This window comes from Blastochloris tepida, assembly GCF_003966715.1.
Lineage (GTDB): Bacteria > Pseudomonadota > Alphaproteobacteria > Rhizobiales > Xanthobacteraceae > Blastochloris > Blastochloris tepida.
In genome coordinates this window covers 2501034-2526455 of sequence record NZ_AP018907.1, presented here as the reverse complement: position 1 = coordinate 2526455, position 25422 = coordinate 2501034, and the positions used below count along the sequence as shown (strand labels likewise).

Genomic DNA, 25422 nt, shown 5'->3' with positions numbered 1-25422 from the left:
CATCCATGACGGCCAAGACGAATTTCCGCGGCTCCTTCACCGCACTGGTGACCCCGTTCAAGAACGGCAGGGTCGATGAGGCCGCCTTTCGGGCGCACGCCGCCTGGCAGGTGGAGGAGGGCACGAATGGCTTGGTGCCGTGCGGCACCACCGGCGAGAGCCCGACCCTGAGCCATCACGAGCACAAGCAGGTGGTGGAGTGGTGCGTGCAGGAGGCGGCCGGGCGCGTGCCGGTGGTCGCCGGCACCGGGTCGAATTCCACCATCGAGGCCATCGAGCTGTCGCGCCACGCCGAGCAGGCCGGCGCCGATGCGGTGCTGGTGGTGACGCCCTATTACAACAAGCCCACCCAGGAAGGGCTCTACCAGCACTTCAAGGCGATCAACGACGCCATCGGCATCCCGATCATCATCTACAATATTCCGGCCCGCTCGGTGATCGACATGTCGGTCGAGACCATGAAGCGGCTGTTCGAGCTGAAGAACATCGCCGGGGTCAAGGACGCCACCGCCAATGTGGCGCGCGCCTCGCTGCAGCGCCAGCATCTCGGGCCGGGCTTCAACCAGCTCTCCGGCGAGGATGCCACCGCGCTCGGCTTCATGGCCCATGGCGGCCATGGCTGCATCTCGGTCAGCTCCAATGTCGCGCCGCGCCAGTGCGCCGAGTTCCAGGCCGCCTGCCTGCGCGGCGACTACGCCAAGGCGCTGGAGCTTCAGGACCGGCTGATGCCGCTGCACACCGCGCTGTTCATGGAGACCAACCCGTCGCCGGTGAAGTATGCGCTGTCGCTGCTCGGCAAGATGACGGACGAGGTGCGGCTGCCGATGGTGCCGGTCGGCGAGCCGACGCGGCGCGCGGTGCGCGAGGCGATGGCCCACGCCGGCCTGCTCAACTGAGCGGCCCGACAGGCGAACCATGGCGAAGGGCAAGGACGAAACCACCGGCAAGGTGGTCGCCGACAATCGCAAGGCCCGCTTCAACTATGAGATCGGCGAGACCTTCGAGGCCGGCATCGTGCTGACCGGCACGGAGGTCAAGTCGCTGCGCGGCGGCAAGGCGACGATCGGCGAGAGCTATGCCGACGCCAAGGACGGCGAGATCTGGCTGGTCAACGCCTATATTCCCGAATACCTGGAGGCCAACCGCTTCAACCACGAGCCCAAGCGGCCGCGCAAGCTGCTGCTGCACAAGCGCCAAGTGTTCAAGCTGATGAGCGCGGTCTCCCGCGAGGGCATGACGGTGGTGCCGCTGCGGGTCTATTTCAATGCCCGGGGCCGCGCCAAGGTTCTGCTGGCGCTGGCCAAGGGCAAGAAGGCGCACGACAAGCGCGAGACCGAGAAGAGCCGCGACTGGGCGCGCGAGAAGGGCCGCCTGCTGCGCGACAAGGGGTGAGGCCGGCCCGCGTGGACGGGAATCCCGGGTCCAGGCGGTATGGCTGGGACAGTCGCCTCGTCATCGCCGGGCTTGGCCCGGCGATCCCGACACCCGGATCATCCCGCCTGCCGCTCTTTTGTCCGACACCGCCGCGTTCCCATCGAGATCGCCGGGCCAAGCCCGGCGATGACCCGGTGATACCAACGGCCCCGAACGCTGACGCGTGAGGTTGTTGATTCTCGCGGATTTTCTTTCGGGAAATCAGAGATTTCGCGAAAATCCGCGACCGGAACCAACGGTCCGCGTTCGCGGCCGTTGGTGTGAAGCCCAATATCAGAGAGCGGCTGCGCTGGCGGCACGCCAACAGCACCAAATCCAACAGCCCCACGTCCAAAGGCACCGCGCATAAAAAAGCGGGGCGCCGTGGCGCCCCGCAAGGGTTTTGAGAGAATACGTCGGATCGAGAGAGAATACGTCAGGAGGTCTCCGGCCCGCAGGCCGGAGACCGGAGTCCGGTCGGATCAGACCGAATAGTACATGTCGAACTCGACCGGGTGCGGGGTCATTTCGAACCGCATCACCTCGGCCATCTTCAGCTCGATGTAGCTGTCGATGAAGTCGTCGTTGAACACGCCGCCGGCGGTCAGGAACGCGCGGTCCTTGTCGAGGCTTTCGAGGGCCTCGCGCAGCGAGCCGCACACCGTCGGGATCTCCTTCAGCTCGCGCGGCGGCAGGTCGTAGAGGTCCTTGTCCATCGCCGGGCCGGGATCGATCTTGTTCTTGATGCCGTCCATGCCGGCCATCACCATCGCCGCGAAAGCGAGGTAGGGGTTCGCGCCCGGATCGGGGAAGCGGACCTCGACGCGCTTGGCCTTCGGGTTGTTGGTGTAGGGGATGCGGCAGGAGGCCGAGCGGTTGCGCGACGAATAGGCGAGCAGCACCGGCGCCTCATAGCCCGGGACCAGACGCTTGTAGGAGTTGGTCAGCGGGTTGGTGAAGGCGTTGACGGCCTTGGCGTGCTTGATGATGCCGCCGATGTACCACAGGCACTCGTCGGAGAGGTCGGCGTACTTGTTGCCGGCGAACACCGGCTTGCCGGCCTTCCAGATCGACTGGTGGCAGTGCATGCCCGAGCCGTTGTCGCCGAACACCGGCTTCGGCATGAATGTGGCGGTCTTGCCGTAGACGTGCGCGACCTGATGGATGCAGTACTTGTAGATCTGCAGCTGGTCGGCCATCAGCGTCAGCGTGTCGAACTTCATGCCGAGTTCGTGCTGGGCGGACGCCACCTCGTGGTGGTGCTTCTCGACGCTGACGCCCATCTTGGCCATGGCGCCGAGCATCTCGGAGCGCATGTCCTGGGCCGAGTCGACCGGCGGCACCGGGAAGTAGCCGCCCTTGGTGCGGACGCGGTGGCCGAGGTTGCCGCCCTCATAGTCGGTGTCGGCATTGATCGGCAGCTCGGTGGAGTCCAGCACGAAGCCCGTATTGTACGGGTCGGAGGCGAACTTCACGTCGTCGAACACGAAGAACTCGGCCTCGGGGCCGAAATAGATGGTGTCGCCGACGCCGGAGGCCTTCACGAAGGCTTCGGCCTTCTTGGCGATGCCGCGCGGGTCGCGATTGTAGGGCTCGCCGGTGGTCGGCTCGAGCACGTCGCAGACGATGTTGAGCGTGGTCTCGGCGAAGAACGGGTCGATGGTGGCCGTCGCCGGGTCCGGCATCAGGCACATGTCGGACTCGTTGATCGCCTTCCAGCCGGCGATCGAGGAGCCGTCGAACATCACGCCTTCGGAGAAGACCTCTTCGTTGATCTGGGAGATGTCGAAGGTAACATGCTGCCACTTGCCGCGGGGATCGGTGAAGCGGAAATCGACGTACTTCACGTCATTGTCGCTGATGGTCTTGAGCACATCTTGTGCCGTCTTCATGTCTGTTCCTCTGATTTCGACGGGTCGTGGTGGCAGGATTGAGAGATTGCGCAAAAAGGTATCGCGCAAATAGGCAATGAGCTGTCGCATTAGATAGCGTCCAGCCCGGACTCCCCGGTCCGGATACGGATGGCTTCCTCGACGTCGGAGACGAAGATCTTGCCGTCACCGATGCGGCCGGTCTGCGCCGCCCGCCGGATCGCGTCGATCGCCTTCTCGACCATGTCGTCGGAAAGGACCACTTCGATCTTCACTTTCGGCAGAAAGTCCACAACGTATTCCGCGCCCCGATAGAGTTCGGTATGCCCTTTCTGGCGTCCAAATCCCTTGGCTTCGGTGACAGTGATGCCTTGGAGACCGACCTCCTGCAATGCCTCCTTCACCTCATCGAGCTTGAACGGCTTGATGATGGCTTCGATTTTTTTCATCGCTCGCGTCTCCCTGGCCGGCCGGCCCCGCTCCGGTCAGGCCGACAGCGCGTTAGCAGATCCCATGCCAACGGGGCTGGTTAAGATAGTGCTTGCGGAACAATGATTTGCGCGGACGGTCGAAATGTCTTGCCCAATTGTTCCCAGTTGCTTGCCCAACCAACAGGCGGGGCGCCCAAAAAATAGGCCTCGCGTCCGGCCGCGGTCAATCAGGGGAACTGATTTGCGCCTTTTGTTTGTGCACAATGCCATTCTGACGGGCGGCTGGGCAAAGCGGTATCCGGAGCCGGTGTCATGCTGATCGATCTTCTCACCACCGCCGAGATGGCCGAGGCCGACCGGTGCACCATCGCCGCCGGCACGCCCGGCATCGCCTTGATGGATCAGGCGGGCCTCGCCGTCGCCGACACCGCCTCGCGCCGCTTTCCGCTGGCGACGCCGGCACTTGTGGTGTGTGGCCCCGGCAATAATGGCGGCGACGGCTTCGTCGCCGCCCGCATCCTCGCCCAGCGCGGCTACCCGGTGCGACTGATCCTTCTCGGCGGGCGCGAGCGCCTGAAGGGCGACGCCGCCGAGGCGGCCGCGCGCTTCCGCGGCGACATCGAGCCGCCGGAGGCGTTCGACAGCGTGCGTGCCGGCTTCATCATCGACGCGCTGTTCGGCGCCGGACTCGACCGCCCGGTCGAGGGCGCGGCCGCCGATCTCATCGCCCGCATCAACCGCTCCGGCGTGCCGGTGGTGGCGGTCGACCTGCCCTCGGGCATCAATGGCGACACCGGGGCGGTGATGGGCGCAGCGGTGCGCGCGGTCGAGACGGTGACGTTCTGCCGGCGGAAGCCCGGCCACCTGCTGCTGCCCGGCCGCATGCATTGCGGCCGCATCCGCGTTGCCGACATCGGCATCGCCGACGACACCGTGGCCTCGGTCGGCCCCCGCGCCTATGCCAACGACCCCGATCTGTGGGGCGGGCATTTCCCGGTGCCGACGCTGCTCGACCACAAATATGTCCGTGGCCACGCCGTCATGGTGTCGGGGCCGCGCGGGCGCACCGGCGCCATCCGCATGGCGGCGCGGGCGGCGCTCAGGGCTGGCGCCGGGCTGGTGACGGTGGCAAGCCCCCTCGACGCGCTGGACGAGAACGCCATGGGCCTCACCGCGGTGATGGTGCGCCCGCTCGCCGAGGCCGCAGCGCTGTCGGACCTGCTGGCGGATTCCCGCTTCCGGGCCGTCGGCCTGGGGCCGGCGCTCGGCACCGGGCCGGAGGCGCTCGCGCTGGTCGATGCCGCGCTGGCCTCGGGCCGCCCGGCCGTGCTGGATGCCGACGCGCTGACGATCTTCGCCGGCCGCGCCGGCGATCTCGCTCACCGCATCCAGGCCCAGCCGGAGCGGCCGGTGGTGCTGACGCCGCACGAGGGCGAGTTCGCCAGGCTGCTCGCGGGCGAGGAGGTCGGTCAGGGGTCGAAGCTGGAGCGCGCCCGCCGCGCCGCGGCCCGGCTCGGCGCCGTCGTGGTGCTGAAGGGCGGCGACAGCGTGATCGCCGCGCCGGACGGCCGCGCCGCCATCACCAACAACGCGCCGCCCTGGCTCGCCACCGCCGGTTCCGGCGACGTGCTGGCCGGCATCGCCACCGCGCTGGTGTGCCAGGGCATGCCGGCGTTCGAGGCGGCGGCCGCGGCGACCTGGCTGCACGGCGAAAGCGGCCGCGAGGCCGGCCCCGGCCTGATCGCCGAGGATCTGCCCGAGGTGCTGCCGCGCGTGACTCGCGCGCTCTACGAGCGGCTCGACGTCGACCTCGCGACGGGATGGCGGCCTTCGGCCGGGCGTTGAGGCCGCAGACCCAGCGCGACCATTTCGCGTCCTACCGGGGCTCACGCTGCGAGAGCTCATGTCGACGGTTTGTGATAAATTATATCCTATTCAGCCACCGGTGCGCCGATAGCCTATGTTCGTTTGATCTATGCATGCGAACGCATTGGGAGTTGCGCGCGCGCACGCAAGGGAATGTAAATTTATGTATGTAACAGTGCGAGAAGGCAGGATTAGAATCCAGGGAGTACGAGTGTGTTCTTTAGAATTCAACTTTCTCAGAAGTTAATCGAATCCATGACGCTGGCTGCTCTTGAGGCATACGTGCTTGGAGATTCAGTGAATGCGGGATCAAGAAAGCGAAATAAGTCCGTTGAAACGTTTGGGTACATCTGGGGAGTAAAAAGATGCATTGGAGATGGTGAAATAGTTATTTATCTAGATAGGTCGAGCACTAGCATATCTGCAGAAAAAAATAATAGGTATGTTACACCAAACAAAAGTGCGGCTAAAATAAAAAATACCTTAATTAATTTATGGTCCCCACATCTGTCATTTCTTGGCAGTTTTCACACTCATCCTTACCGAGATCTAAGGGAGGTGAAGGACTGTCGTGGCTGGGAATTCTCAGAAGCCGATCTTGACGCGTTTGATTGTGACGATTTCCTTTGGGGTGAGTCTGGAGATAATCCTGTTGATCTCGTTATGACAGTCTGTAAATTGCAAAGAATTCGGGAAAAATTCAATGCCGAGACAATTGACGATAATATTTGTTGCTTTGATGCGTGTGAGTTTCGTTTTTGGATTAATGTGAACGTTGGATATACGGATGGCCGAGGAATTCGCTATCAAACTTATAACAACAAAAAAGGAAAGGTTATGCTAGATATTGATAATTATTTCTATAATTCGAAATTTGTAGAAAAAATATATGATAATATCCTATAGTTAGGAGAATAATATTTATAAATCATAGAGATTGAATAATTATAATTAGGTTTTTATAAATTTTGGTATATAGTTATTATTTTGGATTTCGATGCGGTAATTGCAACCTAGAATAACATTAATAACCCTAGACGGTTTTTTCGAGCAAGGTTGGTGGCTTATTGTTCATGCTCTATGTGACCTCGAACCACGCCGCCTTCGCCGATCCCGTTCCGTCCGCCGGCTGCTCAACGGCGCGGCAGGGCAGCAGCCATTTGCCGGGATTGTCGGCAATGAAGGCGATGCGGCTGGTCTTCGCCTCGGGCACCAGCAGCGTGTCGTGCCACCACGGCTTCCAGCCGTCGTCGAGGCTGTCGAGCAGCCGGACATGATGGCCGTGGATGTGGACGGCGTGCGGCAGCGGCGTCTTGTTGACCAGCGCCAGCACCACGGTGCGCCCGCGCGCCACGCGGAACAGCGGCGGACCGGCCGGCCCGTCGCCGCCGCGGAAGGTCCAAAGCGAGGCCGCCGCCGGCTGCGGGTTGCCGGCATCCAGCGCCAGATCGAGCCGGTGGGCGCCCTTCAGCTCGATATGGCGGGGCAGGGGATTGTCGGGAAGCTGGCTGACCGTGCCCAGCGGCTCGGGGCGCCGGGGCGGCCCGGACTCGAGGCGGAAGGTGGCGAGCACGCTGTCCGTGCCATAGCCGTGGAGCCGGATGGCCGGCGGCTCCGCCGCCGGGTCGGCGGCAGCCGGCATATCGAGGATCAGGTCGACCCGGCCGCCCGGCGGCAGCGCCACGCGCGGCCGGCCGAGCTCGAAGGCCTCGGACGGCTGGCCGTCGACCGCCACCAGCACCGGCCGCAGCCCGCCTTCGAACGCCAGCGCCGCGATGCGCCACGCCGCGGCATTGATCAGCCGCAGGCGGATCCGGTCGTGGCCCTTCGCCGCGATGTCCTCGGCCGGGCGGCCGTTGACGGTGGCGTGGCGGGCGCCGGCCTCCGATTCCTTGGCCTCGGCACCCTTGGTTTCAGAATCCTTGGCCTCGGCTTTGGCCTCGCCCTCCTTGGCCGCGCCGTCGTCGAACTGCCAGTCCTGCAGCAGCAGCACGATGTCCTGATCGACGGCGATCGGCGTCTCCTCCTCGACGATCAGCGCGCCGGCCAGTCCGCGGTCGAGCTGCTCGGGCGTGCCGGCGAAGGCGTGGTACCAGAAGGTGCCGGCATCCGGGCAGGCGAAGCGGTAGTCGAAGGCGCCGCCGGGCGGGATCGCCGCCTGGGTCAGCGGCGGCACGCCGTCCATCGGGTTGGTCAGGCGGATGCCGTGCCAATGGATGGCGGTGGGCTGGTCGAGACCGTTCTCGGCCCGCACCCATACCTCGCCGCCGCGGCGCACCCGCAGGATCGGCCCCGGCGCCTGACCGTCGAAGCCCCAGACCGGCGATGGCGGCAGATCGGGGCCGCGCAATTGCGCAGCCCCCGGCTTGAGGGTGAGGCGCCGTGCCTCGCCGGGAGGCGTTCCGCCGGTCTCGGCCCGCAGCGTCCGGCTCGGACCGAGCGCGGCGAGGGTCACAACGGTGCCGCCGAGGACGGTGCGTCGGGTCGGGCGGAATGCGGTCATCACGAACCTCGGTTCGGCGGGTTGCGGAGCATCGGGCCCGCTTCAAATGGCTTCAAAATGTCCGTTCCGCCAGCGGTTCCGCGTCCGGCGGGGGACTGCCACGCATTTCCCGCTGGCGTCGTGGCGGACGCGTGCTATAAGCCGCGTCCCGACCGGCCACGTGCGCAAGCCCGTGCCGTTAGCGGGCGTGGCGGAACTGGTAGACGCGCTGGATTTAGGTTCCAGTGACGAAAGTCGTGGGGGTTCGAGCCCCTCCGCCCGCACCACCCCCGCGAATCCGGTCGGGACGCCCAGGCACAACGGGGGGAGCGGCCGACGCTCGGCCCGCGCGGGGCGGCCGGGCGAACCGTCGATTCGAGAAGAGCGCGATCATGCAGGTAACCAAAACCAGTGACGAAGGCCTGAAGCGCGAGTTTCGCGTTGTTCTTGAGGCCAGCGACCTCGATGGTCGCGCCGCCTCCCGCTTTGAGGAACTCAAGGACCGCGTCCGCATCAATGGCTTTCGGCCCGGCAAGGTGCCGGCCTCCCACCTGAAGCGCCTCTATGGCCGCTCGGTGATGGCCGAGGTGATCGAGCAGGCGGTGGCCGAGGCCAACAGCCAGATCGTCACTGACAACAGCTTCAAGCTGGCGCTCGAACCGAAGGTGACCTTCCCCGAGGAGCAGAGCGAGATCGAGGCCGTGCTCGAGGGCCGCAGCGACCTCGCCTACACCGTGGCGATGGAGATCCTGCCCGAGATCGTGCTGGCCGACTTCTCGGCCATCGCGCTGGAGAAGCCGGTGGCGCCGGTCGAGGACGCCGACGTCGATCAGGCGATCGACCGGCTGGTCGACCAGAACCGCCCCTACGAGCCGCGCCCCGAAGGCAGCAAGGCCGAGCAGCGCGACCGGGTGACGATCTCCTTCAAGGGCACCATCGACGGCGAACTCTTCGACGGCGGCAGCGCCGACGACGTGCCGGTGGTGGTGGGGTCGGGCTCCTTCATTCCCGGCTTCGAGGACCAGCTCGTCGGCATCGCGGCGGGCGAGACCCGCACCGTCAACGTCACCTTCCCGGCCAACTATCTGGCGGCGCATCTCGCCGGCAAGGACGCCGCCTTCGAGGTCACCTGCTCGGAGATCGCCGCGCCGGGCCACGTCGAGATCGACGATGCCTTCGCCAAGACGCTGGGCATGGACACCATCGACGCGCTGAAGGACGCCATCCGCCAGCGGCTGACCGGCGAGCGCGAGGGCCTGTCGCGCGCCCGCCTCAAGCGCGCCCTGCTCGATGCGCTCGACACGCGCCACAGCTTTGCGCTGCCGGAAGGGCTGGTGTCGCAGGAATTCGAGAGTGTCTGGGCCCAGATCACCGGCGAGATGAAGCAGGGCGGCCGCACCTTCGAGGACGAGAAGACCACCGAAGAGGCCGCCCGCGACGAATACCGCAAGATCGCCGAGCGGCGCGTCCGCCTCGGCCTCGTCCTTGCCGAGCTTGGCCAGAAGGCCGATATCAAGGTGACGGACGACGAGGTCACCCGCGCGCTGGTGGAGCGGGCCCGCAGCTTCCCCGGCCAGGAGCAGCAGGTTTGGGACTATTACCGCAAGAATCCCAACGCGCTGGCCAGCCTGCGCGCGCCGATCTTCGAGGAGAAGGTCGTCGATCATCTGCTGAGTCTGGTGCAGCTCACCGAGAAGCGGGTGACGAAGGACGAGTTGTTCCGCGAAGAGGACGCCGACAAACCCGCCGCCTGAGGCTTTTCCTCAATCGCCCCCGCGTTGCGGCCTTGCCTTTACGAGGATGATGATGCGCGACCCCGTCGAAACCTACATGAATCTTGTCCCGATGGTGGTCGAGCAGACCAATCGTGGCGAGCGTGCCTACGACATCTTCTCGCGTCTGCTGAAGGAGCGCATCATCTTCGTGACCGGGCCGGTCGAGGACGGCATGGCGTCGCTCATCGTCGCCCAGCTCCTGTTCCTCGAAGCCGAGAATCCGAAGAAGGAGATCTCGATGTACATCAACTCGCCGGGCGGGGTGGTGACGTCGGGATTGGCGATCTACGACACCATGCAGTTCATCCGGCCGCAGGTCTCGACGCTCTGCGTCGGGCAGGCGGCCTCGATGGGCTCGCTGCTGCTGGCGGCGGGCGAGAAGGGCATGCGGTTCGCGCTGCCGAATGCGCGAATCATGGTCCACCAGCCCTCCGGCGGCTTCCAGGGCCAGGCCACCGACATCCTCATCCACGCCCGCGAGATCGAGGGCCTGCGCCGCCGGCTGAACGAGATCTATGTCCAGCACACCGGCCAGGACGTGAAGGCGATCGAGGACGCGCTGGAGCGCGACAACTTCATGACCGCCGAAGGCGCCAAGACCTTCGGCCTGATCGATCAGGTGCTCGACAAGCGCCCCGAAGAGCCGGTCAAGCCCTGAAAATAGAGCCGGTAGAAAAGAGCCGGGCGAAAGGGCCGGAGACCTCTGGCCTTTGCTGCTGATTGCCGTCGTCATGGCCGGGCTTGTCCCGGCCATCCGCGTCTTTGCTTCAAGTGATCGCTTCCGGTACTTTGAAGGGATCAACCGGAGGCGGGGTCACGCGTGTCGTCCGGCGGCTCTCGGCATCATTTGGGCAGGTCCTGACTTCCGCATCGGAAGTCGTGCGACGCAACAATTTGACGCTCGCCGGGCCGGAACGCCATGAACCGGCCTCGATTTTGCATCGTATTTGTCATGGATCCGGCGCGGGCGGGGTCGACAAGCCTTGTTCCGATCGGGTCATTTTAACGCGGTATTGATCCGCCGAGCCATATCGTGATCGACTAGAATGTCGGTACGTTGTCGGAATCGTCGCTTCGGTCCGGACATTTACGGATCGCCGTGACAGGTCGGCAGGGTGACATATTGCGAAGCGCGGCGGCGCTTCGGGAGACCAAGTGGAATGAGCAAAGTCGGCGGCAGCGACTCGAAAAATACCCTCTACTGCTCGTTTTGCGGCAAGAGTCAGCACGAGGTGCGCAAGCTCATCGCGGGACCGACCGTGTTCATCTGCGACGAGTGCGTCGAGCTGTGCATGGACATCATCCGCGAGGAGAACAAGTCCTCGCTGGTGAAGTCGCGTGATGGTATTCCGACGCCGCGTGAGATCCGCAAGGTTTTGGACGACTATGTCATCGGCCAAGACCACGCCAAGAAGGTGCTTTCGGTCGCGGTGCACAACCACTACAAGCGGCTGAATCACCAGTCCAAGCACAATGATGTCGAGCTGGCGAAGTCGAACATCCTGCTGATCGGGCCGACCGGCTCGGGCAAGACGCTGCTCGCCCAGACGCTGGCCCGCATCCTCGACGTGCCCTTCACCATGGCCGACGCCACGACGTTGACCGAGGCCGGCTATGTCGGCGAGGACGTCGAGAACATCATCCTCAAGCTGCTCCAGGCGGCCGACTACAATGTCGAGCGCGCCCAGCGCGGCATCGTCTATATCGACGAAATCGACAAGATCAGCCGCAAATCCGACAATCCCTCCATCACCCGGGATGTGTCGGGCGAGGGCGTGCAGCAGGCGCTGCTCAAGATCATGGAAGGCACGGTGGCCAGCGTGCCGCCGCAGGGCGGGCGCAAGCACCCGCAGCAGGAGTTCCTGCAGGTCGACACCACGAACATCCTGTTCGTGTGCGGCGGTGCCTTCGCGGGGCTCGACAAGATCATCTCGGCGCGCGGCCGCACCGCCTCGATCGGCTTCGGTGCCAAGGTGGTGGCGCCGGAAGACCGCCGCACCGGCGAGATCTTCCGCGAGGTCGAGCCCGAGGATCTGCTGAAATACGGCCTCATCCCCGAATTCGTCGGCCGCCTGCCGGTGGTGGCGACGCTGGAGGACCTGGACGAGGACGCGCTGAAGAAGATCCTCACCGAGCCCAAGAATGCGCTGGTCAAGCAGTATCAGCGGCTGTTCGAGATGGAGGGGGTCGACCTCGGCATCCACGAGGATGCGCTCAACGCCATCGCCAAGAAGGCGATCGAGCGCAAGACCGGCGCGCGCGGCCTGCGCTCGATCATGGAGAGCATCCTGCTCGACACCATGTTCGATCTGCCTGGGCTCGAGGGCGTTCAAGAGGTGGTGATCTCCGACGAGGTGGTGACCGCGGGCGCCCGGCCGCTGTACATCTACGCCGACCGCGCCGAAGCCGGCGCCAGTGCGTGACGACGACCAATGCCGGGCCGCGCTCGCGCGGTCCGGTGTTAGAGTTTAAGCGTTCCAACTTGCACGTGTTTTCGTTCGTGCGTATGCGTTTGCGGGCGACCCTGTCCGGGGTGTTCATCTCTTGGATCGGGTGCGGGGATCATGTGCGGGGGCCTTGGCCGGTTCATCGGCCGGCACGGCCTGCATGTCGGCTTCGCACAGCGGCGTGACCCGGCGTGAGTGCCGCCGGCTTGACACCCCCAGGGTGGGTCGCCACCTAATTTGTCAACGATCCGGTTTCGAACAGGACGCCTGAGTCGGCACGAGCGTTTTGCCCAGCAGGAGTGTCCCTACGACCGACCGGCCCGACGCGGGCTCCTGCGCGACAAGCCCCATAGCAGGAACCTGCCCAGACCAAGAAAGGACAGGGCCATGACCACTGCAAAGCCGCGCCCCCCTCTCGCTCCAGGCGTGACCCAGACGTTTCCGGTGCTGCCGCTGCGCGACATCGTGGTGTTCCCCCACATGATCGTGCCGCTGTTCGTCGGTCGGGAGAAATCCATTCGCGCGCTCGAAGAGGTGATGCGCAGCGAGACCTACATCCTGCTGGCGACCCAGATGAACGCCGGCGACGATGAGCCCGCGCCCGACGCCATCTATCAGGTCGGCACGCTCGCCACCGTGCTGCAGCTTCTGAAGCTGCCGGACGGCACCGTCAAGGTGCTGGTCGAGGGCGTCGAGCGCGCCCGCGTCGGCCATTACACCGACCGGCCCGAATTCTTCGAGGCCGAGGCGGTGGTGCTGCCGGAGACCGGCGGCAACCAGGTCGAGGCCGAGGCGATGGCCCGCTCGGTGGTCACCGAGTTCGAAAACTACGTCAAGCTCAACAAGAAGGTCTCGCCGGAGGTGGTGGGCGTGGTCGCGCAGATCGACGACCACTCCAAGCTCGCCGACACGGTGGCCTCGCATCTCGCCGTCAAGATCGCCGACAAGCAGGGCGTGCTGGAGATCACCGACGTCGCCCAGCGCCTGGAGAAGGTGCTCGGGCAGATGGAGAGCGAGATCTCGGTGCTGCAGGTCGAGAAGCGCATCCGCACCCGCGTCAAGCGGCAGATGGAGAAGACCCAGCGCGAGTACTACCTCAACGAGCAGATGAAGGCGATCCAGAAGGAGCTCGGCGACGAGGAAGGCCGCGACGAGCTGACCGAGCTGGAAGACAAGATCAAGCGCACCAAGCTGTCGAAGGAGGCGCGCGAGAAGGCGCAGCACGAGCTGAAGAAGCTGCGCCAGATGTCGCCGATGTCGGCCGAGGCCACGGTGGTGCGCAACTATCTCGACTGGCTGCTCTCCATCCCGTGGGGCATCAAGAGCAAGGTCAAGAAGGATCTGCCGTTCGCGCAGGAGGTGCTCGACGCCGAGCACCACGGCCTGGAGAAGGTCAAGGAGCGCATCGTCGAGTACCTCGCCGTCCAGCAGCGTTCGAACAAGCTGACCGGCCCGATCCTGTGCCTCGTCGGCCCGCCCGGCGTCGGCAAGACCTCGCTCGGCAAGTCGATCGCCCGGGCGACGGGGCGCGAGTTCGTGCGCGTCTCGCTCGGCGGCGTGCGCGATGAGGCGGAAATCCGCGGCCACCGGCGCACCTATATCGGCTCGATGCCCGGCAAGGTCATCCAGTCGATGCGCAAGGCCAAGAAGTCGAACCCGCTGTTCCTGCTCGACGAGATCGACAAGATGGGCGCCGATTTCCGCGGCGATCCGTCCTCGGCGCTGCTCGAGGTGCTCGACCCCGAGCAGAACAACAGCTTCAACGACCACTACCTTGAGGTCGACTACGATCTGTCGAGCGTGATGTTCGTCACCACGGCCAACACGCTGAACATTCCGCCGGCGCTGCTGGACCGCATGGAGGTCATCCGCATCGCCGGCTACACCGAGGACGAGAAGGTGCAGATCGCCCGCAAGCATCTGATCCCGAACGTTCTCGCCAAGCACGGCCTGAAGCCGTCGGAATGGTCGATCGACGATGCCGGCCTCTTGATGCTCATCCGCCGCTACACCCGCGAGGCGGGCGTGCGAAATCTCGAGCGCGAGATCTCCACGCTCGTCCGCAAGGCGGTGAAGGAGCTGACGCTGACCAAGAAGACCGAGATCACGGTCGGCGAAGCCAATATCGGCGAGTATCTCGGCGTGCCGAAGTATCGCTACGGCGAGGCGGAGACCGAGGATCAGGTCGGCGTCGTCACCGGTCTGGCCTGGACCGAGGTCGGCGGCGAGCTGCTCACCATCGAAGGCGTGATGATGCCCGGCAAGGGCCGCATGACGGTGACCGGCAATCTGCGCGACGTGATGAAGGAATCGATCTCGGCGGCGGCGTCCTATGTGCGCTCGCGCGCCGTCGATTTCGGCATCGAGCCGCCGATGTTCGACAAGCGCGACATCCACGTCCACGTGCCGGAGGGGGCGACCCCGAAGGACGGGCCGTCCGCCGGCATCGCCATGGCCACGGTGATCGTGTCGATCATCACCGGCATCCCGATCCGGCGCGACATCGCCATGACCGGCGAGGTGACGCTGCGCGGCCGCGTGCTGCCGATCGGCGGCTTGAAGGAGAAGCTGCTGGCGGCGCTGCGCGGCGGGCTGAAGACGGTGCTGATCCCCGAGGAGAACGCCAAGGATCTGGCGGAAATCCCGGAGAACGTGAAGTCGGGCCTCGAGATCATCCCGGTGTCGCGGATGGACGAGGTCCTGGCCCACGCGCTGACCGCCAAGCCGACGCCGATCGTCTGGGACGAGAACGCGGCGGCCGAGAAGGACGGTCAGGTGATCGCCGACGAGGAGCCGGCGGGCATGGTGGCGCACTGACCGGGCGGCCGGCCGCCGCGGTGCCCGGCGGGCGGGAGAGCCGTCTGTGCGGGAACCGCCCTCTTTCCCTCTCCCCTTGCGGGAGAGGGCGCCGAGCGATCGTCAGATCGCGAGGCGGGTGAGGGGTGAATTCTCAAGCGTGAGCCGTACATACCCCTCACTCGGCTCAACCTCGCTGCGCTCGGTCTCGCCACCCTCTCCCGCAAGGGGAGAGGGAAGAAGAGGCCGATCTGATCACGTGGTAGCCGTATAAAACCTTTACAACGGGCGGCCGGTGGCCGCCCGTTGTCGTTAATGCAAGGTGAACGCGCCGCCTGGCGCGCGCGCTCCAGAAAAATCAAAATCGAATCAAAGAAATATGCTTGGAGCCCGGATGGCGCCACAGCGGCCCGGACGACCTTCGCGCGCCGCGCCGCGGGATGGCAGTACCGCCGCGAACCGTTGCGGCGCTTGATTTTCCGGGGAATTGGCCAATCCTTGAGAGGCGGTCCGGCGGGCGCCGGTGATTCGATGGAGGATGACGCGTATGACCAAGGATGAATTGGTCACTGCCGTTGCGGATCGTCTTGATTCGACCAAGACGGCCGCCGCTGCTGCCATTGAGGCGACCTTCGACGTGATCTCGGAGGCGCTGAAGAAGGGCGAGGACGTCAAGCTGATCGGGTTCGGCTCCTTCTCGGTGGTCAAGCGCGCCGCGCGCGAGGGCCGCAATCCGCGCACTGGCCAGCCGGTGAAGATCAAGGCGTCGAAGGCGCCGAAGTTCACGCCGGGCAAGGTGCTGAAGCAGATGGTCGACCGCTGACCGCTGAGCCGGCCTGCCGCAGGCGCCCGCGCGCCCTGGCTCTGCCGCGTTCCGCTCCGCAAGCCCTGCGGCGGCCGTTACTCTCTTCCGGACGAAGGCCGCCATGTGCTTGCCGGTCCGGCGTGGCCGGGGGTAGAGAAGAGGCGGCGGACGGATGCGCGAGGCTGGCGGCGGCATGCCGCCCGAAAGCAGGCATCCGGCCCCCTTCGCCGGCAGGCGGGGCGCAGTGTCGGGCGGTTAGCTCAGCTGGTTAGAGCGACTGGTTTACACCCAGTAGGTCGGCGGTTCGATCCCGTCACCGCCCACCAACCGGCCGCCGTGGTCATGTGGCCAGACGAGCAGTTTCGCGCGCAATCTCAGCAGCGGTTTGCCTGAGCTGCTTCAGCGCCTGGACGGTTCGCCTCGCGCCGTTCTCCCCGACAAAGAACATGTGATTGCCCGGCAGCGTCACGCTCAGTCGAACCGCAGCGTCTCTGACGTGCTGGACCAGCAGCGCCCACTTCTCGGGTTCAAGCGCCGAGAGATTGCTCGCGCGAGGGAAGATGTGCGTTTCGCAAAGCTGCTGGGTGATGAACATGCCCCACGTCGCTCGATCCGTGAGGGCGTGCCGGGCGTCGATGGGGGAGGCGTGCGTCATCAGCGCGAGCGGCGGAAAGGCGTCATATTGCGAGGCGCCGACCTCACGAGCGTCGGCCGCGGCATCGGACACGAAGGTTCCGTTCCGAAAGCGCATCGCCGAGGCCGCGAGCCCGATCGGAAAGTCGCCGGTCATCTCGGTCGTGAAGGTCTCCGCGTCCAGCACGACGCGGCCGGCAATCCGGTTCTGATCCGCAAGGCAGAGGAGCAACCAATCCAAGTAGGCTCCCCGGATCGAGGCGAGACCGCTCGGTGAGGGTTGCAGTCCCTTCAGGCCCGGCAAAATATTGGGGAGCGCGGTTGCACCGGCCATCGGAACGAACAGCTCGATGCTCTTTTCGCGCCTCCGCAACGCGGCCTGAAGCGGCTCGGCGATTCGCCCGCCCATGCTCCACCCCAAGACGATGACGTTTCCGGCCAGACCATTCCCGTTCACGTGGCGGGCGATGATCTCGGCGCTCTGCTCCGCCCAGTCCAGGATCGAAAACCGGGGGAACGCGACGTCGAACACGCCCCTCGTGTCGATCGGATAGGACAGTGCCAAAGTGGCAAAGCCCTCCTCGTGCAGCCAATGACACAGGAAGTCGGCGGCCCTTCCGGCGGGCGGCCCATAGGCGATGCGCCCGAGCACCCCTCCACCCGTGATGAAGACGACAAGCGGAAAGCCGGGTCGGCCGGGTTCGAAGCGCACCAGCGCCGGATGACCGGATGCTTCGGTCAACGCCTCGCCCGGATAGAGGACCGGAGTTGCCGGCTCGGCTTCGCCCGCGGACGGCCACGTGGCGGCAGTCGCTGCGGTGAGGGCGGCGAACTGACGACGGTTTAGGTCGCTGATACCCATTGGGAAGCCCACTATGTCCCGACGAGCCTATTCTAGTGGGTTGTTTCCGACCTTTGGAAGCGCCCCCAGGGTGAGCACACTGCAGCGGCCCGGCTCATCCAGGTGGCTGGTTGGAAACAGCTTGGCGGCGAGCAAGCGTAGGGCGGATTTGGCGCGAGGCGCCATAATCCGCCGCTATTTTGAAAGTCTATCACGGGCCTGCTGTTGACCGTGTGCCTTCACGGGATTGGGGAAGGACACGTGAAAAATTCCTCTTTTGCCTCGATGCGCTACAATCTCCTGCGCTCTGCGCCAAGCCATTGCAGGATCGTATAATTTGACTTCGCCACCGCCCACCAGTATCCATGGATTGCTTGATCTCGGCTTGCGGGCGAATTCCCAAGAATGATGGGGTTGCGATGTCTGAAACGCTGCCGCTGGTTCTGGTTCCGGGTCTCGCCTGCACCGCGGAGCTGTTCGCGGCGCAGACGGCCGCGTTCGCCAGCCGCGACATCGTGGTCGCCGACACCAGCGGCCACGACACTATCGCGGCGATCGCTGCCGCCATATTGGCCGACGCGCCGCCCCGCTTCGCCGTCGCCGGCCTGTCGATGGGCGGCTATGTCTGTTTCGAGCTGTGGCGGCAGGCGCCGCAGCGCATCGCCCGGTTCGGGCTGATCGACACCCAGGCGCGCCCCGACACCCCGGCCGCCGCCGACGTGCGCAAGCGCATGATCGAGCTTGGCGAGGAGGGGCAGCTCGACAAGATCCACGATGCGATGTGGCCGCGGCTGATCGCGCCCGCCCGGCGCGAGGATCGCGGGCTGGAGATCGTCGTCCGCCGCATGCTGCAGCAGGTGGGGGCGGAGGCCTTTGTCCGCCAGCAGCGCGCGATCCTCGGCCGCGTCGATTCGCGGCCCATCCTGCCCACCATCACCGTGCCGGCCCTGGTGGTGGTCGGCGCCGACGACCAGATCACGCCGCTCGATCTCGCCCGCGAGATGGCCGATGCCATGCCGGATGCCGAGCTTGTGGTGGTGCCCGGCGCCGGCCATTTGTCGCCGCTGGAGAACCCGGACGCCGTCACCGCCGCGCTCGTGCGCTGGCTCACGCGGTAGCTCATTCGGTTTCCGGTTGATCCCTTCGGGATACCGGAAACGGTCTCGCCGAAAATCCCTTGTTCGATAACGGGATTTTCGGCGATCGGGATACGGTTCACCGGCTTGATCAGCCGGAAACCGTATCACCCCACCCGGCCGACCCGCAGCGACAGCGGGAATCGGATCGGCCGCGCCCGCTCCGGCGCGCCCCACACCGCCGCGAGGTCGGCGGCGAACCGCTCGATCGCACCGCGGCCGGCGGCCGTCTCCATCGCCCGCACCGCCGACCATGTGTCGATGTAGCCGAGGAGATTGGCGAGCCGCCAATCGACGGTGATCGCCAGCTCTGGCGTCGCGATCTCGGGAAAGGGGAAGGGCAGGGTGCGGTAGCCGGCCTCGACGTGCCGCCGCTCGGGCGGCCAGTGCGGCGCGGTGTCCTCGCGGTAGAAGCGCTGCAGCACCGGGTCGATATCCGGCTCGGCGCAGAACACGCCATAGGCGATGAGCGCCAGCACCGCATTCGGCCGGGCGATGCGGCGGACCTCGGCATAGAAGGCGTCGAGGTCGAACCAGTGCGCCGCCTGCGCGACGGTGACGAGGTCGACGCTCGCCGCCGGCAGGCCCGAGGCTTCGGCCGGCGCCACGCGATAGGCGACGCTGGGATGCGGCGCCGCCTGGGCGATCTGCTGGGCGCTGGCGTCGGTTGCCACCACCTCGGCGAAGTGGCCGGCCAGCAGCACCGAGAGCTGGCCGGAGCCGCAGCCGGCATCGAGCACGCGCTGGCGCCCCGGCGCCAGACCGGCGAGCACGTCGCCAAGCTCGCGCGGATAGGTCGGGCGGTGCGCCGCGTAGCCGGCGGCGTGGCCCGAGAAATGATCCTTGAAGCCGGGCGCCGATGTCATGGCAGCGTGATCGCGCCGGTGCGCAGGCACGTCAAGGTTGTTTCCGGGATCACGAAGTGATCCTCAGGAAACCGCATCAAAGTCCGAGCCGGATGATTCGGCAGGGCTCGCCGGCCGCCGCCGCCGGGGCGAACGGCTCGCGCAGGATGCAGCAGTCGGCGGCGGCGAGCAGCGACAGAAGCGAGGAATCCTGCTCGGCGAACGGCGTGGCGGTGAGCGTGCCGTCCGGCTGGTGGGCGAGGGTGCCGCGCAGCAGTTCCGCCCGCTGGTCGCCGGCCGGCAGGCTCACGCCCAGCCGCGCCGGCTCGGTCTGCGGCAGGATGTCGGCGCGCCCGCCGAGCGCGCGCACCAAGGGCAGCAGGAACAGCAGCGCGCAGGTGAAGGCCGAGACCGGATTGCCGGGCAGGCCCAGCACCCGCATGCCGTCGCGCCGGCCGAAGATCAGCGGCCGGCCGGGGCGCAGCGCGATGCGCCAGAAGCCGAGATCGATGCCATCGGCCTCAAGCGCCCGGTGCACCATGTCGTGCTCGCCCACCGAGGCGCCGCCGGTGGTCACCAGCACGTCGGCGGCCATGCCGTGCGCCGCCTGCACGGCGGCCACGGTGGCCTCAAGCCGGTCCGGCACCAGCCCGAGATCGACCACTTCGGCGCCTTCGCCTTCCAGGGCTGCGGCGAGATACGGCCCGTTCGAGGCGACGATCTGCCCCTCGGCCGGGATCACCCCGGGCGGCACCAGCTCGTCGCCGGTCGAGACCAGCGCCACGCGCGGCCGGCGATGCACCGGCAGGGTCGGGTGGTTCATCGCCGCGGCCAAGCCGATGTCGCGGGCCGACAGGCGCCGCCCGGCCGGCAGCAGCACCCGGCCTTCGGAAAAATCGAGCCCGCGCTGGCGGATGTGGCGGCCGGGGTGCGGCACGGCCGCGATCAGCACGGCGTCGCCCTCGGCGGTGCAGTCCTCCTGCATCACCACGGTATCGGCGCCCTCCGGCACCACCGCGCCGGTGAAGATGCGCACCGCCTGGCCCGGCGCCAGCCGCCCGGCGAACGGCCGTCCGGCGGCCGAGACGCCGGCCAGCCGCAGCCGCGAGGGAGGCGCCGCAAGGTCGGCGTGGCGCACGGCATAGCCGTCCATCGCCGAGACGTCGCGGTCCGGCTGGGTGCGGCGGGCGCGGACATCGGCGGCCAGCACCCGGCCATGGGCGGCGGCAAGCGGGACGTCCTCGGCCGGCAAGGGCTGGGCGCCGTCGAGCACTCGGCGCTGGGCGTCGTCGAGCGCGATCAGCGTCACGGCGCGTCCTCGCCGGCGACGAACCGGCCGGAGGCGCCGCCGGACTTCTCGATCAGCCGGATGCCCTCGATGCGCATGCCGCGCTCGACCGCCTTGGCCATGTCGTAGACGGTGAGGCAGGCCACCGATACGGCCGTCAGCGCCTCCATCTCGACGCCGGTCTGGCCGCGGGTCTTGACCTCGGCGGTCACCACCACGCCGGGCAGGGTCTCGTCGGGCACGAGATCCACCGCCACCCTTGTCAGCAGCAGCGGGTGGCACAGCGGGATCAGCTCGTGCGTGCGCTTGGCCGCCATGATACCGGCGATGCGCGCGGTGCCCAGCACGTCGCCCTTTTTGGCGTCGCCGCGCAGCACGATCGCCAGCGTCTCCGCCGTCATGATCACCCGGCCTTCGGCGATGGCCACCCGGTCGGTGTCGGGCTTCCCCGACACGTCGACCATGCGGGCTTCGCCGGTGGCGGCGAGATGGGTGAGCGAGGAGCCCTTCGCCACGGCCGGGCTCACGCGGCGGCGGCGCCTGCCGGGGCGAGCAGGGCCTTGGTCGCCGCGGCGACGTCCTCCTGGCGCATCAGGCTCTCGCCCACCAGCAGGGTGCGGATGCCGACCTCGGCCAGCCGCGTCACGTCGACGGGGGTGAAGATGCCGCTCTCGCCGACCCGGATGCAGCCCTCGGGAATGGCCGGCGCCAGCCGCTCGGAGGTGGCGAGATCGACCTCGAAGGTCTTGAGGTTGCGGTTGTTGATGCCGACAAGCTCGGATTCCAGGCGCAGCGCCCGGTCGAGCTCGCGCCCGTCATGGACCTCCACCAGCACGTCCATCCGCCACTCGCGGGCGCAGGCGGCAAGCTCCGCCGCGCAGCCGTCATCGACCGCCGCCATGATGACCAGGATGCAGTCGGCGCCGAGCGCCCGCGCCTCGACCACCTGATAGGGATCGTAGAGGAAGTCCTTGCGCAGGGCGGGCAGCGCGCAGGCCGTGCGCGCCTGGGTGAGGAAAAGCGGCGCCCCCTGGAAGGAGGGGCCGTCGGTCAGCACCGACAGGCAGGCCGCGCCGCCCTCTTCATAGGCCGAGGCCAGCGCCGGCGGATCGAAGTCCGGCCGGATCAGACCCTTGGACGGGCTCGCCTTCTTGATCTCGGCGATCAGCGCCGTGTGGCCCGCGGCGATCTTCTCGCGGATTGCCCCGGCGAACGGGCGCACCGGCCCGGCATGGCGCGCCTCGCCCTCGATGTCCGAGAACGGCCGCTCGCGCTTGGCCTTGGCGATCTCGTCGCGCTTGTAGGCGCCGATGCGGGAGAGAATGTCGCTCATCTGGCCTCAACCATTGGACACGGTGATGAGCCGTTCAAGGCGGGCTTCTGCCGCACCCGTATCGAGCGAGGTCTTGGCCAGGGCGAAGCCCTGCGCCAGCGTGTCGGCCTTGCCGGCGACCACCAGCGCCGCGGCGGCGTTCATCAGCGCCACGTCGCGATAGGGGCCGGGCATGCCCTCCAGCACCTTGCGCAGCGCCACGGCGTTCTCGGCGGCATCGCCGCCGCGCAGCGAATCCGGCCTGGTGGGGGCAAGACCCACGTCCTCCGGCTTGATCTCGAAGGTGGTCACCTCGCCCTTGTCGAGGGCGGCGACCGCGGTCGGCCCGGTGGTGGTGATCTCGTCGAGCCCGTCGGAGCCGTGCACCACCCAGGCGCGCTCCGAACCGAGATTGGCCAGCACGTGCGCCAGCGGCTCGCACCAGTGGCGCGAGAACACGCCGACCATCTGACGCTTCACCCCGGCCGGGTTGGACAGCGGCCCGAGCAGGTTGAAGATGGTGCGGGTGCCGAGCTCGACCCGGGTCGGCCCGACATTCTTCATCGCCGGGTGGTGAGCCGGCGCGAACATGAAGCCGATGCCGGCCTCCTTGATGCAGGTCGAGATGCCGGCCGGCGGCAGATCGATCTTGACGCCGAGCGCCGTCAGCACGTCGGCGGCGCCCGAGCGCGAGGACAGCGCCCGGTTGCCGTGCTTGGCCACCGGCACGCCGGCGCCGGCAACGATGAAGGCGGCGCAGGTGGAGATGTTGTAGGAGCCCGAGGCGTCGCCGCCGGTGCCGACCACGTCCACCGCGCCGGGCGGCGCCTCGACCGGCAGCATCTTGGCGCGCATCGCCGAGACCGCGCCGGTGATCTCCTCCACCGTCTCGCCGCGTACCCGCAGGCCCATCAGCAGCGCGCCCATCTGCGAGGGGGTCGCCTCGCCGGACATCATCAGGCTGAACACATGGGCCGCTTCCTCGCGGGTCAGCGCGGCGCCGGTCGCGACCTTTCCGATCAGTTCCTTCAAGCGGTTCATCAGTGGCCCCTCTGCCGGACGGGGCGGCGCCCGCTCCGTGCGTTCCAGTCGGCGGCGAGATCGAGGAAGTTCTTCAGCAGCACGTGGCCGTGCTCGGAGGCGATCGACTCGGGATGAAACTGCACGCCGTGGACCGGAAGCTGACGGTGGGCGAGGCCCATGATCAGCCCGTCCGCCGTCTCGGCGGTCACGGCGAGGTCGGCCGGCAGGGAATCGCGCTCGACGATCAGCGAATGGTAGCGGGCACCCTGGAACGGGCCGTTGATGCCGCGGAACACGCCTGCGCCGGCGTGGCGGATCTCGCTGATCTTGCCGTGCATCGGCGCCGGCGCCCGGATCACCTTGCCGCCGAACACCTGCCCCATTGCCTGGTGGCCGAGGCAGACGCCGAGCATGGGTATGGTGCCGCTGGCCTTGGCGATCAGCTCGCAGCAGATGCCGGCCTCGTTGGGCGTGCAGGGGCCGGGCGACAGCACGATGGCGTCGGGATCGGCCGCCATCGCCGCCTCGACGGTGATCTCGTCATTGCGGATCACGTTGAGCTCGGCGCCGAGGTCGCCGAGATACTGGACCAGATTCCAGGTAAAACTGTCGTAGTTGTCGATCAGAAGGATCATGCGCTACCCACCCTCTCAGGCTGTAGCGCCTGGGCTTGGCGCCCGCAAGCGCTACGCGGTCGTCATCGCCGGGCTCATCCGGCCACGGCGGGCCATGAGCCCGGATGCGGCCACCGGCGCGCCCGGCCGCCTGCGGCGTCCTCCGCCTTCTTTCGCCTTGTGCGCCGGCTCGACTCCGGCCATTCCGAGACATTCCCGGCGGTCTCATCGCCCCGGCAAGTTTCTCCAGAGGACATTCATGCGTTTTGTCGCGCTTCTGTTTGTTGCGGTTCTAGGCTGGCTCGCGCCGCTTGCCTCCTTCGCCGAGGCGAGAACGGTGAATCTCACGCTTCTTCTGATGTGCGACATGTACAATCTGTCGCCGCAGAACGGACGCGGCGGCTATGCCAAGGTGGCGGGCGTGGTGGCGGCGGAGCGGGCGTCGGGCCGCAACGTCATTCTCGCCCATGCCGGCGACGCCTTCTCGCCGACCATGCTGTCCGGCTTCGATCAGGCGCGCAACGTCATCGAGCTGCTCAACGCCATCCGGCCGGACGTGTTCGTGCCCGGCAATCACGAGTACGATTTCGGCCCCGAGGTGTTCGCCCAGCGCGTCAGCGAGGCCCGCTTCCCGGTGGTGGCGGCCAATCTGCGCGACCGCGACGGCCGGCCGCTGGCGGGCATCGAGGACAACCGGGTGTTCGAGGTCGACGGCCTCAAGGTCGGCGTGGTCGGCCTGACCGCGACCGACTCGCCCCAGAAGTCCCAGCCCGGCGACCTCCAGTTCGCCGACAGCGTCGAGATGCTGCGCCGGCAGGCGGCCGACCTGCGGGCGAAGGGCGTCGACCTCGTGGTGGCGCTCGCCCACGCCAACCGCGACATCGACCTCAAGCTCTACGCCTCCGGCGCCGCCGACATCCTGCTGTCCGGCGACGACCACGATCTGTGGGTCCAGTATGACGGCCGGGTGGCCGCCGCCGAAGCCAAGCAGGACGGCGAGTACGTCATCGCCATCGATCTGGCGGTCGAGGTGGAGGAGGGCGCCGCCAAGCGGGCGGTGACATGGTGGCCCGACTTCCGCATCATCGACACCAAAGGCGCCGAAGCCGAGCCGCAGGTCGCCGCGCTGGTGAAGGCGTTCGAGGCCGAGCTCTCCCAGGAGTTCGACGTGCCGCTGGCCAAGGTCGCGGCTCCCTTCGACAGCCTCAACGCCACGGTGCGGACCGGCGAGGCGGCGATCGGCAATCTGTTCGCCGATGCCATCCGCAAGGCGAGCGGCGCCGACGCCGCCCTGCTCAATGGCGGCGGCTTCCGCGGCAACCGGCGCTACGAGGCAGGGACCGAGATCACCCGCCGCGACGTGCTGAAGGAGCTGCCGTTCAGCAACAAGACCGTGGTGCTGGAGGTGACCGGCGCCGAGCTGCGCGCCGCGCTGGAGCACGGGCTGGGCAAGCTCGGCGAGGCGTCCGGCCGCTTCCCGCAGGTGTCGGGCCTTGAGATCGCGGCGGTCGGGTCGCGCCCGGCCGGCCAGCGCATCGTCGCCATCCGTATCAAGGGCGCGCCGCTCGACGATGCCGCCCGCTACCGGCTCGCCACCAACGACTTCCTGATGAATGGCGGCGACGGCTACGACATGCTGCAGGCGGCCCGCCCGCTCTCCGGCGCGCGCGACGGCAAGCTGATGATCGCCGACGTGATGGCCTATCTGCGCAGCCTCGGCACGCTGGCGCCGAAGGTCGAAGGCCGCATCGCGGTCCGCGACAACTGAACCAGCAGGTGGCGGCGGCCGGCATGACCGCCGCCCGCCGCCCGCCGGAGCGGGCACGAACGCGCGGCGGTAGGCC

General features: G+C 67.0%; 21 protein-coding genes and 2 tRNA genes. 13 read left to right on the top strand and 10 right to left on the bottom strand.

Annotation, left to right across the window (positions count from 1 at the left end; genetic code table 11):
• Positions 1-5: 5 nt before the first annotated feature.
• Positions 6-896 (top strand): 4-hydroxy-tetrahydrodipicolinate synthase, encoded by an 891-nt coding sequence (gene dapA, locus BLTE_RS11530; protein WP_126400737.1) that lies wholly within the window; start codon positions 6-8, stop codon positions 894-896.
• Between the two features lie 19 nt (positions 897-915).
• Positions 916-1392 carry an SsrA-binding protein SmpB gene (gene smpB, locus BLTE_RS11525; protein WP_126400733.1) on the top strand — a complete coding sequence of 159 codons (477 nt, stop codon included), beginning with the start codon at positions 916-918 and terminating at the stop codon, positions 1390-1392.
• A 503-nt stretch (positions 1393-1895) separates the two neighbouring features.
• Here the strand turns inward: smpB and glnA are convergent.
• Both glnA and BLTE_RS11515 read right to left on the bottom strand, forming a co-directional pair.
• Positions 1896-3305 (bottom strand): type I glutamate--ammonia ligase, encoded by a 1410-nt coding sequence (glnA, locus tag BLTE_RS11520; protein WP_126400731.1) that lies wholly within the window; start codon positions 3303-3305, stop codon positions 1896-1898.
• Positions 3306-3394: 89 nt separating this feature from the next.
• Positions 3395-3733, bottom strand: coding sequence for a P-II family nitrogen regulator (locus tag BLTE_RS11515; protein WP_126400728.1), 339 nt, complete (start codon positions 3731-3733; stop codon positions 3395-3397).
• 300 nt (positions 3734-4033) lie between these two features.
• Between BLTE_RS11515 and BLTE_RS11510 the strand changes: the two genes are divergently transcribed.
• Positions 4034-5560: an NAD(P)H-hydrate dehydratase gene (locus BLTE_RS11510; RefSeq protein ID WP_126402167.1), complete on the top strand. Its 1527-nt coding sequence runs from the start codon at positions 4034-4036 to the stop codon at positions 5558-5560.
• A gap of 276 nt (positions 5561-5836) precedes the next feature.
• Positions 5837-6487, top strand: a complete 651-nt coding sequence (locus BLTE_RS11505) for a hypothetical protein (RefSeq protein ID WP_126400725.1) — start codon at positions 5837-5839, stop codon at positions 6485-6487.
• A 172-nt stretch (positions 6488-6659) separates the two neighbouring features.
• Here the strand turns inward: BLTE_RS11505 and BLTE_RS11500 are convergent, their stop codons facing one another.
• Entirely contained in the window at positions 6660-8084 is a 1425-nt protein-coding gene (locus BLTE_RS11500) for a multicopper oxidase family protein (protein ID WP_126400723.1), read from the bottom strand.
• Between the two features lie 181 nt (positions 8085-8265).
• Between BLTE_RS11500 and BLTE_RS11495 the strand changes: the two genes are divergently transcribed.
• The 7 genes from BLTE_RS11495 to BLTE_RS11465 all read left to right on the top strand — a co-directional run bounded on the left by BLTE_RS11495 (position 8266) and on the right by BLTE_RS11465 (position 16212).
• Positions 8266-8350: transfer RNA gene (locus BLTE_RS11495), tRNA-Leu, on the top strand.
• Positions 8351-8455: 105 nt separating this feature from the next.
• On the top strand, positions 8456-9817 hold the full coding sequence (tig, locus tag BLTE_RS11490) for a trigger factor (protein ID WP_126400720.1): 1362 nt from the start codon (positions 8456-8458) through the stop codon (positions 9815-9817).
• A 52-nt stretch (positions 9818-9869) separates the two neighbouring features.
• Positions 9870-10496: an ATP-dependent Clp endopeptidase proteolytic subunit ClpP gene (gene clpP, locus BLTE_RS11485; RefSeq protein WP_126400717.1), complete on the top strand. Its 627-nt coding sequence runs from the start codon at positions 9870-9872 to the stop codon at positions 10494-10496.
• A 502-nt stretch (positions 10497-10998) separates the two neighbouring features.
• Entirely contained in the window at positions 10999-12261 is a 1263-nt protein-coding gene (gene clpX, locus BLTE_RS11480) for an ATP-dependent Clp protease ATP-binding subunit ClpX (protein ID WP_126400714.1), read from the top strand.
• Positions 12262-12672: 411 nt separating this feature from the next.
• Positions 12673-15102, top strand: coding sequence for an endopeptidase La (lon, locus tag BLTE_RS11475; RefSeq protein WP_126400711.1), 2430 nt, complete (start codon positions 12673-12675; stop codon positions 15100-15102).
• Between the two features lie 526 nt (positions 15103-15628).
• The gene (locus BLTE_RS11470) at positions 15629-15904 is read left to right on the top strand and encodes an HU family DNA-binding protein (protein WP_126400708.1); all 276 of its coding nucleotides are present in this window, start codon (positions 15629-15631) and stop codon (positions 15902-15904) included.
• 231 nt (positions 15905-16135) lie between these two features.
• Positions 16136-16212 (top strand) — tRNA-Val (locus BLTE_RS11465).
• Between the two features lie 14 nt (positions 16213-16226).
• Here the strand turns inward: BLTE_RS11465 and BLTE_RS11460 are convergent.
• Positions 16227-17381, bottom strand: coding sequence for a dienelactone hydrolase family protein (locus BLTE_RS11460; protein WP_126400705.1), 1155 nt, complete (start codon positions 17379-17381; stop codon positions 16227-16229).
• 398 nt (positions 17382-17779) lie between these two features.
• Between BLTE_RS11460 and BLTE_RS11455 the strand changes: the two genes are divergently transcribed.
• Entirely contained in the window at positions 17780-18478 is a 699-nt protein-coding gene (locus BLTE_RS11455; RefSeq protein WP_126400702.1) for an alpha/beta fold hydrolase, read from the top strand.
• Positions 18479-18603: 125 nt separating this feature from the next.
• Here BLTE_RS11455 and BLTE_RS11450 read toward each other — a convergent pair whose 3' ends face one another.
• From BLTE_RS11450 to BLTE_RS11425, 6 genes are all read right to left on the bottom strand, one after another.
• Entirely contained in the window at positions 18604-19362 is a 759-nt protein-coding gene (locus BLTE_RS11450) for a class I SAM-dependent methyltransferase (protein ID WP_126400699.1), read from the bottom strand.
• Between the two features lie 76 nt (positions 19363-19438).
• Positions 19439-20650 carry a molybdopterin molybdotransferase MoeA gene (locus BLTE_RS11445; RefSeq protein WP_126400696.1) on the bottom strand — a complete coding sequence of 404 codons (1212 nt, stop codon included), beginning with the start codon at positions 20648-20650 and terminating at the stop codon, positions 19439-19441.
• The gene (gene moaC, locus BLTE_RS11440; RefSeq protein ID WP_126402166.1) at positions 20647-21093 is read right to left on the bottom strand and encodes a cyclic pyranopterin monophosphate synthase MoaC; all 447 of its coding nucleotides are present in this window, start codon (positions 21091-21093) and stop codon (positions 20647-20649) included. The genes BLTE_RS11445 and moaC overlap by 4 nt, the downstream gene beginning before the upstream one ends.
• A gap of 59 nt (positions 21094-21152) precedes the next feature.
• On the bottom strand, positions 21153-21962 hold the full coding sequence (trpC, locus tag BLTE_RS11435) for an indole-3-glycerol phosphate synthase TrpC (protein ID WP_126400693.1): 810 nt from the start codon (positions 21960-21962) through the stop codon (positions 21153-21155).
• 6 nt (positions 21963-21968) lie between these two features.
• A complete protein-coding gene (gene trpD / locus BLTE_RS11430; RefSeq protein WP_126400690.1) occupies positions 21969-22982 on the bottom strand; it encodes an anthranilate phosphoribosyltransferase in 1014 nt (337 codons plus the stop codon).
• Positions 22982-23599: an anthranilate synthase component II gene (locus BLTE_RS11425; RefSeq protein ID WP_126400688.1), complete on the bottom strand. Its 618-nt coding sequence runs from the start codon at positions 23597-23599 to the stop codon at positions 22982-22984. The genes trpD and BLTE_RS11425 overlap by 1 nt, the downstream gene beginning before the upstream one ends.
• A 238-nt stretch (positions 23600-23837) precedes the next feature.
• On the opposite strand from BLTE_RS11425, the gene BLTE_RS11420 reads away from it, so the two are divergent.
• The gene (locus BLTE_RS11420; RefSeq protein ID WP_126400686.1) at positions 23838-25346 is read left to right on the top strand and encodes a bifunctional metallophosphatase/5'-nucleotidase; all 1509 of its coding nucleotides are present in this window, start codon (positions 23838-23840) and stop codon (positions 25344-25346) included.
• Positions 25347-25422: the final 76 nt, after the last annotated feature.

What these genes read in the sequence shown, in the direction of transcription:
- BLTE_RS11460 (WP_126400705.1), bottom strand. Translation starts at nt 17,381, where the DNA reads ATGGGTATCAGCGACCTAAACCGTCGTCAGTTCGCCGCCCTCACCGCA.
- moaC (WP_126402166.1), bottom strand. Translation starts at nt 21,093, where the DNA reads ATGGTCGACGTGTCGGGGAAGCCCGACACCGACCGGGTGGCCATCGCC.
- BLTE_RS11455 (WP_126400702.1), top strand. Translation starts at nt 17,780, where the DNA reads ATGTCTGAAACGCTGCCGCTGGTTCTGGTTCCGGGTCTCGCCTGCACC.
- BLTE_RS11450 (WP_126400699.1), bottom strand. Translation starts at nt 19,362, where the DNA reads ATGACATCGGCGCCCGGCTTCAAGGATCATTTCTCGGGCCACGCCGCC.
- lon (WP_126400711.1), top strand. Translation starts at nt 12,673, where the DNA reads ATGACCACTGCAAAGCCGCGCCCCCCTCTCGCTCCAGGCGTGACCCAG.
- BLTE_RS11515 (WP_126400728.1), bottom strand. Translation starts at nt 3,733, where the DNA reads ATGAAAAAAATCGAAGCCATCATCAAGCCGTTCAAGCTCGATGAGGTG.
- smpB (WP_126400733.1), top strand. Translation starts at nt 916, where the DNA reads ATGGCGAAGGGCAAGGACGAAACCACCGGCAAGGTGGTCGCCGACAAT.
- glnA (WP_126400731.1), bottom strand. Translation starts at nt 3,305, where the DNA reads ATGAAGACGGCACAAGATGTGCTCAAGACCATCAGCGACAATGACGTG.
- BLTE_RS11500 (WP_126400723.1), bottom strand. Translation starts at nt 8,084, where the DNA reads ATGACCGCATTCCGCCCGACCCGACGCACCGTCCTCGGCGGCACCGTT.
- dapA (WP_126400737.1), top strand. Translation starts at nt 6, where the DNA reads ATGACGGCCAAGACGAATTTCCGCGGCTCCTTCACCGCACTGGTGACC.
- trpD (WP_126400690.1), bottom strand. Translation starts at nt 22,982, where the DNA reads ATGAACCGCTTGAAGGAACTGATCGGAAAGGTCGCGACCGGCGCCGCG.
- trpC (WP_126400693.1), bottom strand. Translation starts at nt 21,962, where the DNA reads ATGAGCGACATTCTCTCCCGCATCGGCGCCTACAAGCGCGACGAGATC.
- BLTE_RS11425 (WP_126400688.1), bottom strand. Translation starts at nt 23,599, where the DNA reads ATGATCCTTCTGATCGACAACTACGACAGTTTTACCTGGAATCTGGTC.
- BLTE_RS11470 (WP_126400708.1), top strand. Translation starts at nt 15,629, where the DNA reads ATGACCAAGGATGAATTGGTCACTGCCGTTGCGGATCGTCTTGATTCG.
- clpP (WP_126400717.1), top strand. Translation starts at nt 9,870, where the DNA reads ATGCGCGACCCCGTCGAAACCTACATGAATCTTGTCCCGATGGTGGTC.
- clpX (WP_126400714.1), top strand. Translation starts at nt 10,999, where the DNA reads ATGAGCAAAGTCGGCGGCAGCGACTCGAAAAATACCCTCTACTGCTCG.
- tig (WP_126400720.1), top strand. Translation starts at nt 8,456, where the DNA reads ATGCAGGTAACCAAAACCAGTGACGAAGGCCTGAAGCGCGAGTTTCGC.
- BLTE_RS11505 (WP_126400725.1), top strand. Translation starts at nt 5,837, where the DNA reads ATGACGCTGGCTGCTCTTGAGGCATACGTGCTTGGAGATTCAGTGAAT.
- BLTE_RS11420 (WP_126400686.1), top strand. Translation starts at nt 23,838, where the DNA reads ATGCGTTTTGTCGCGCTTCTGTTTGTTGCGGTTCTAGGCTGGCTCGCG.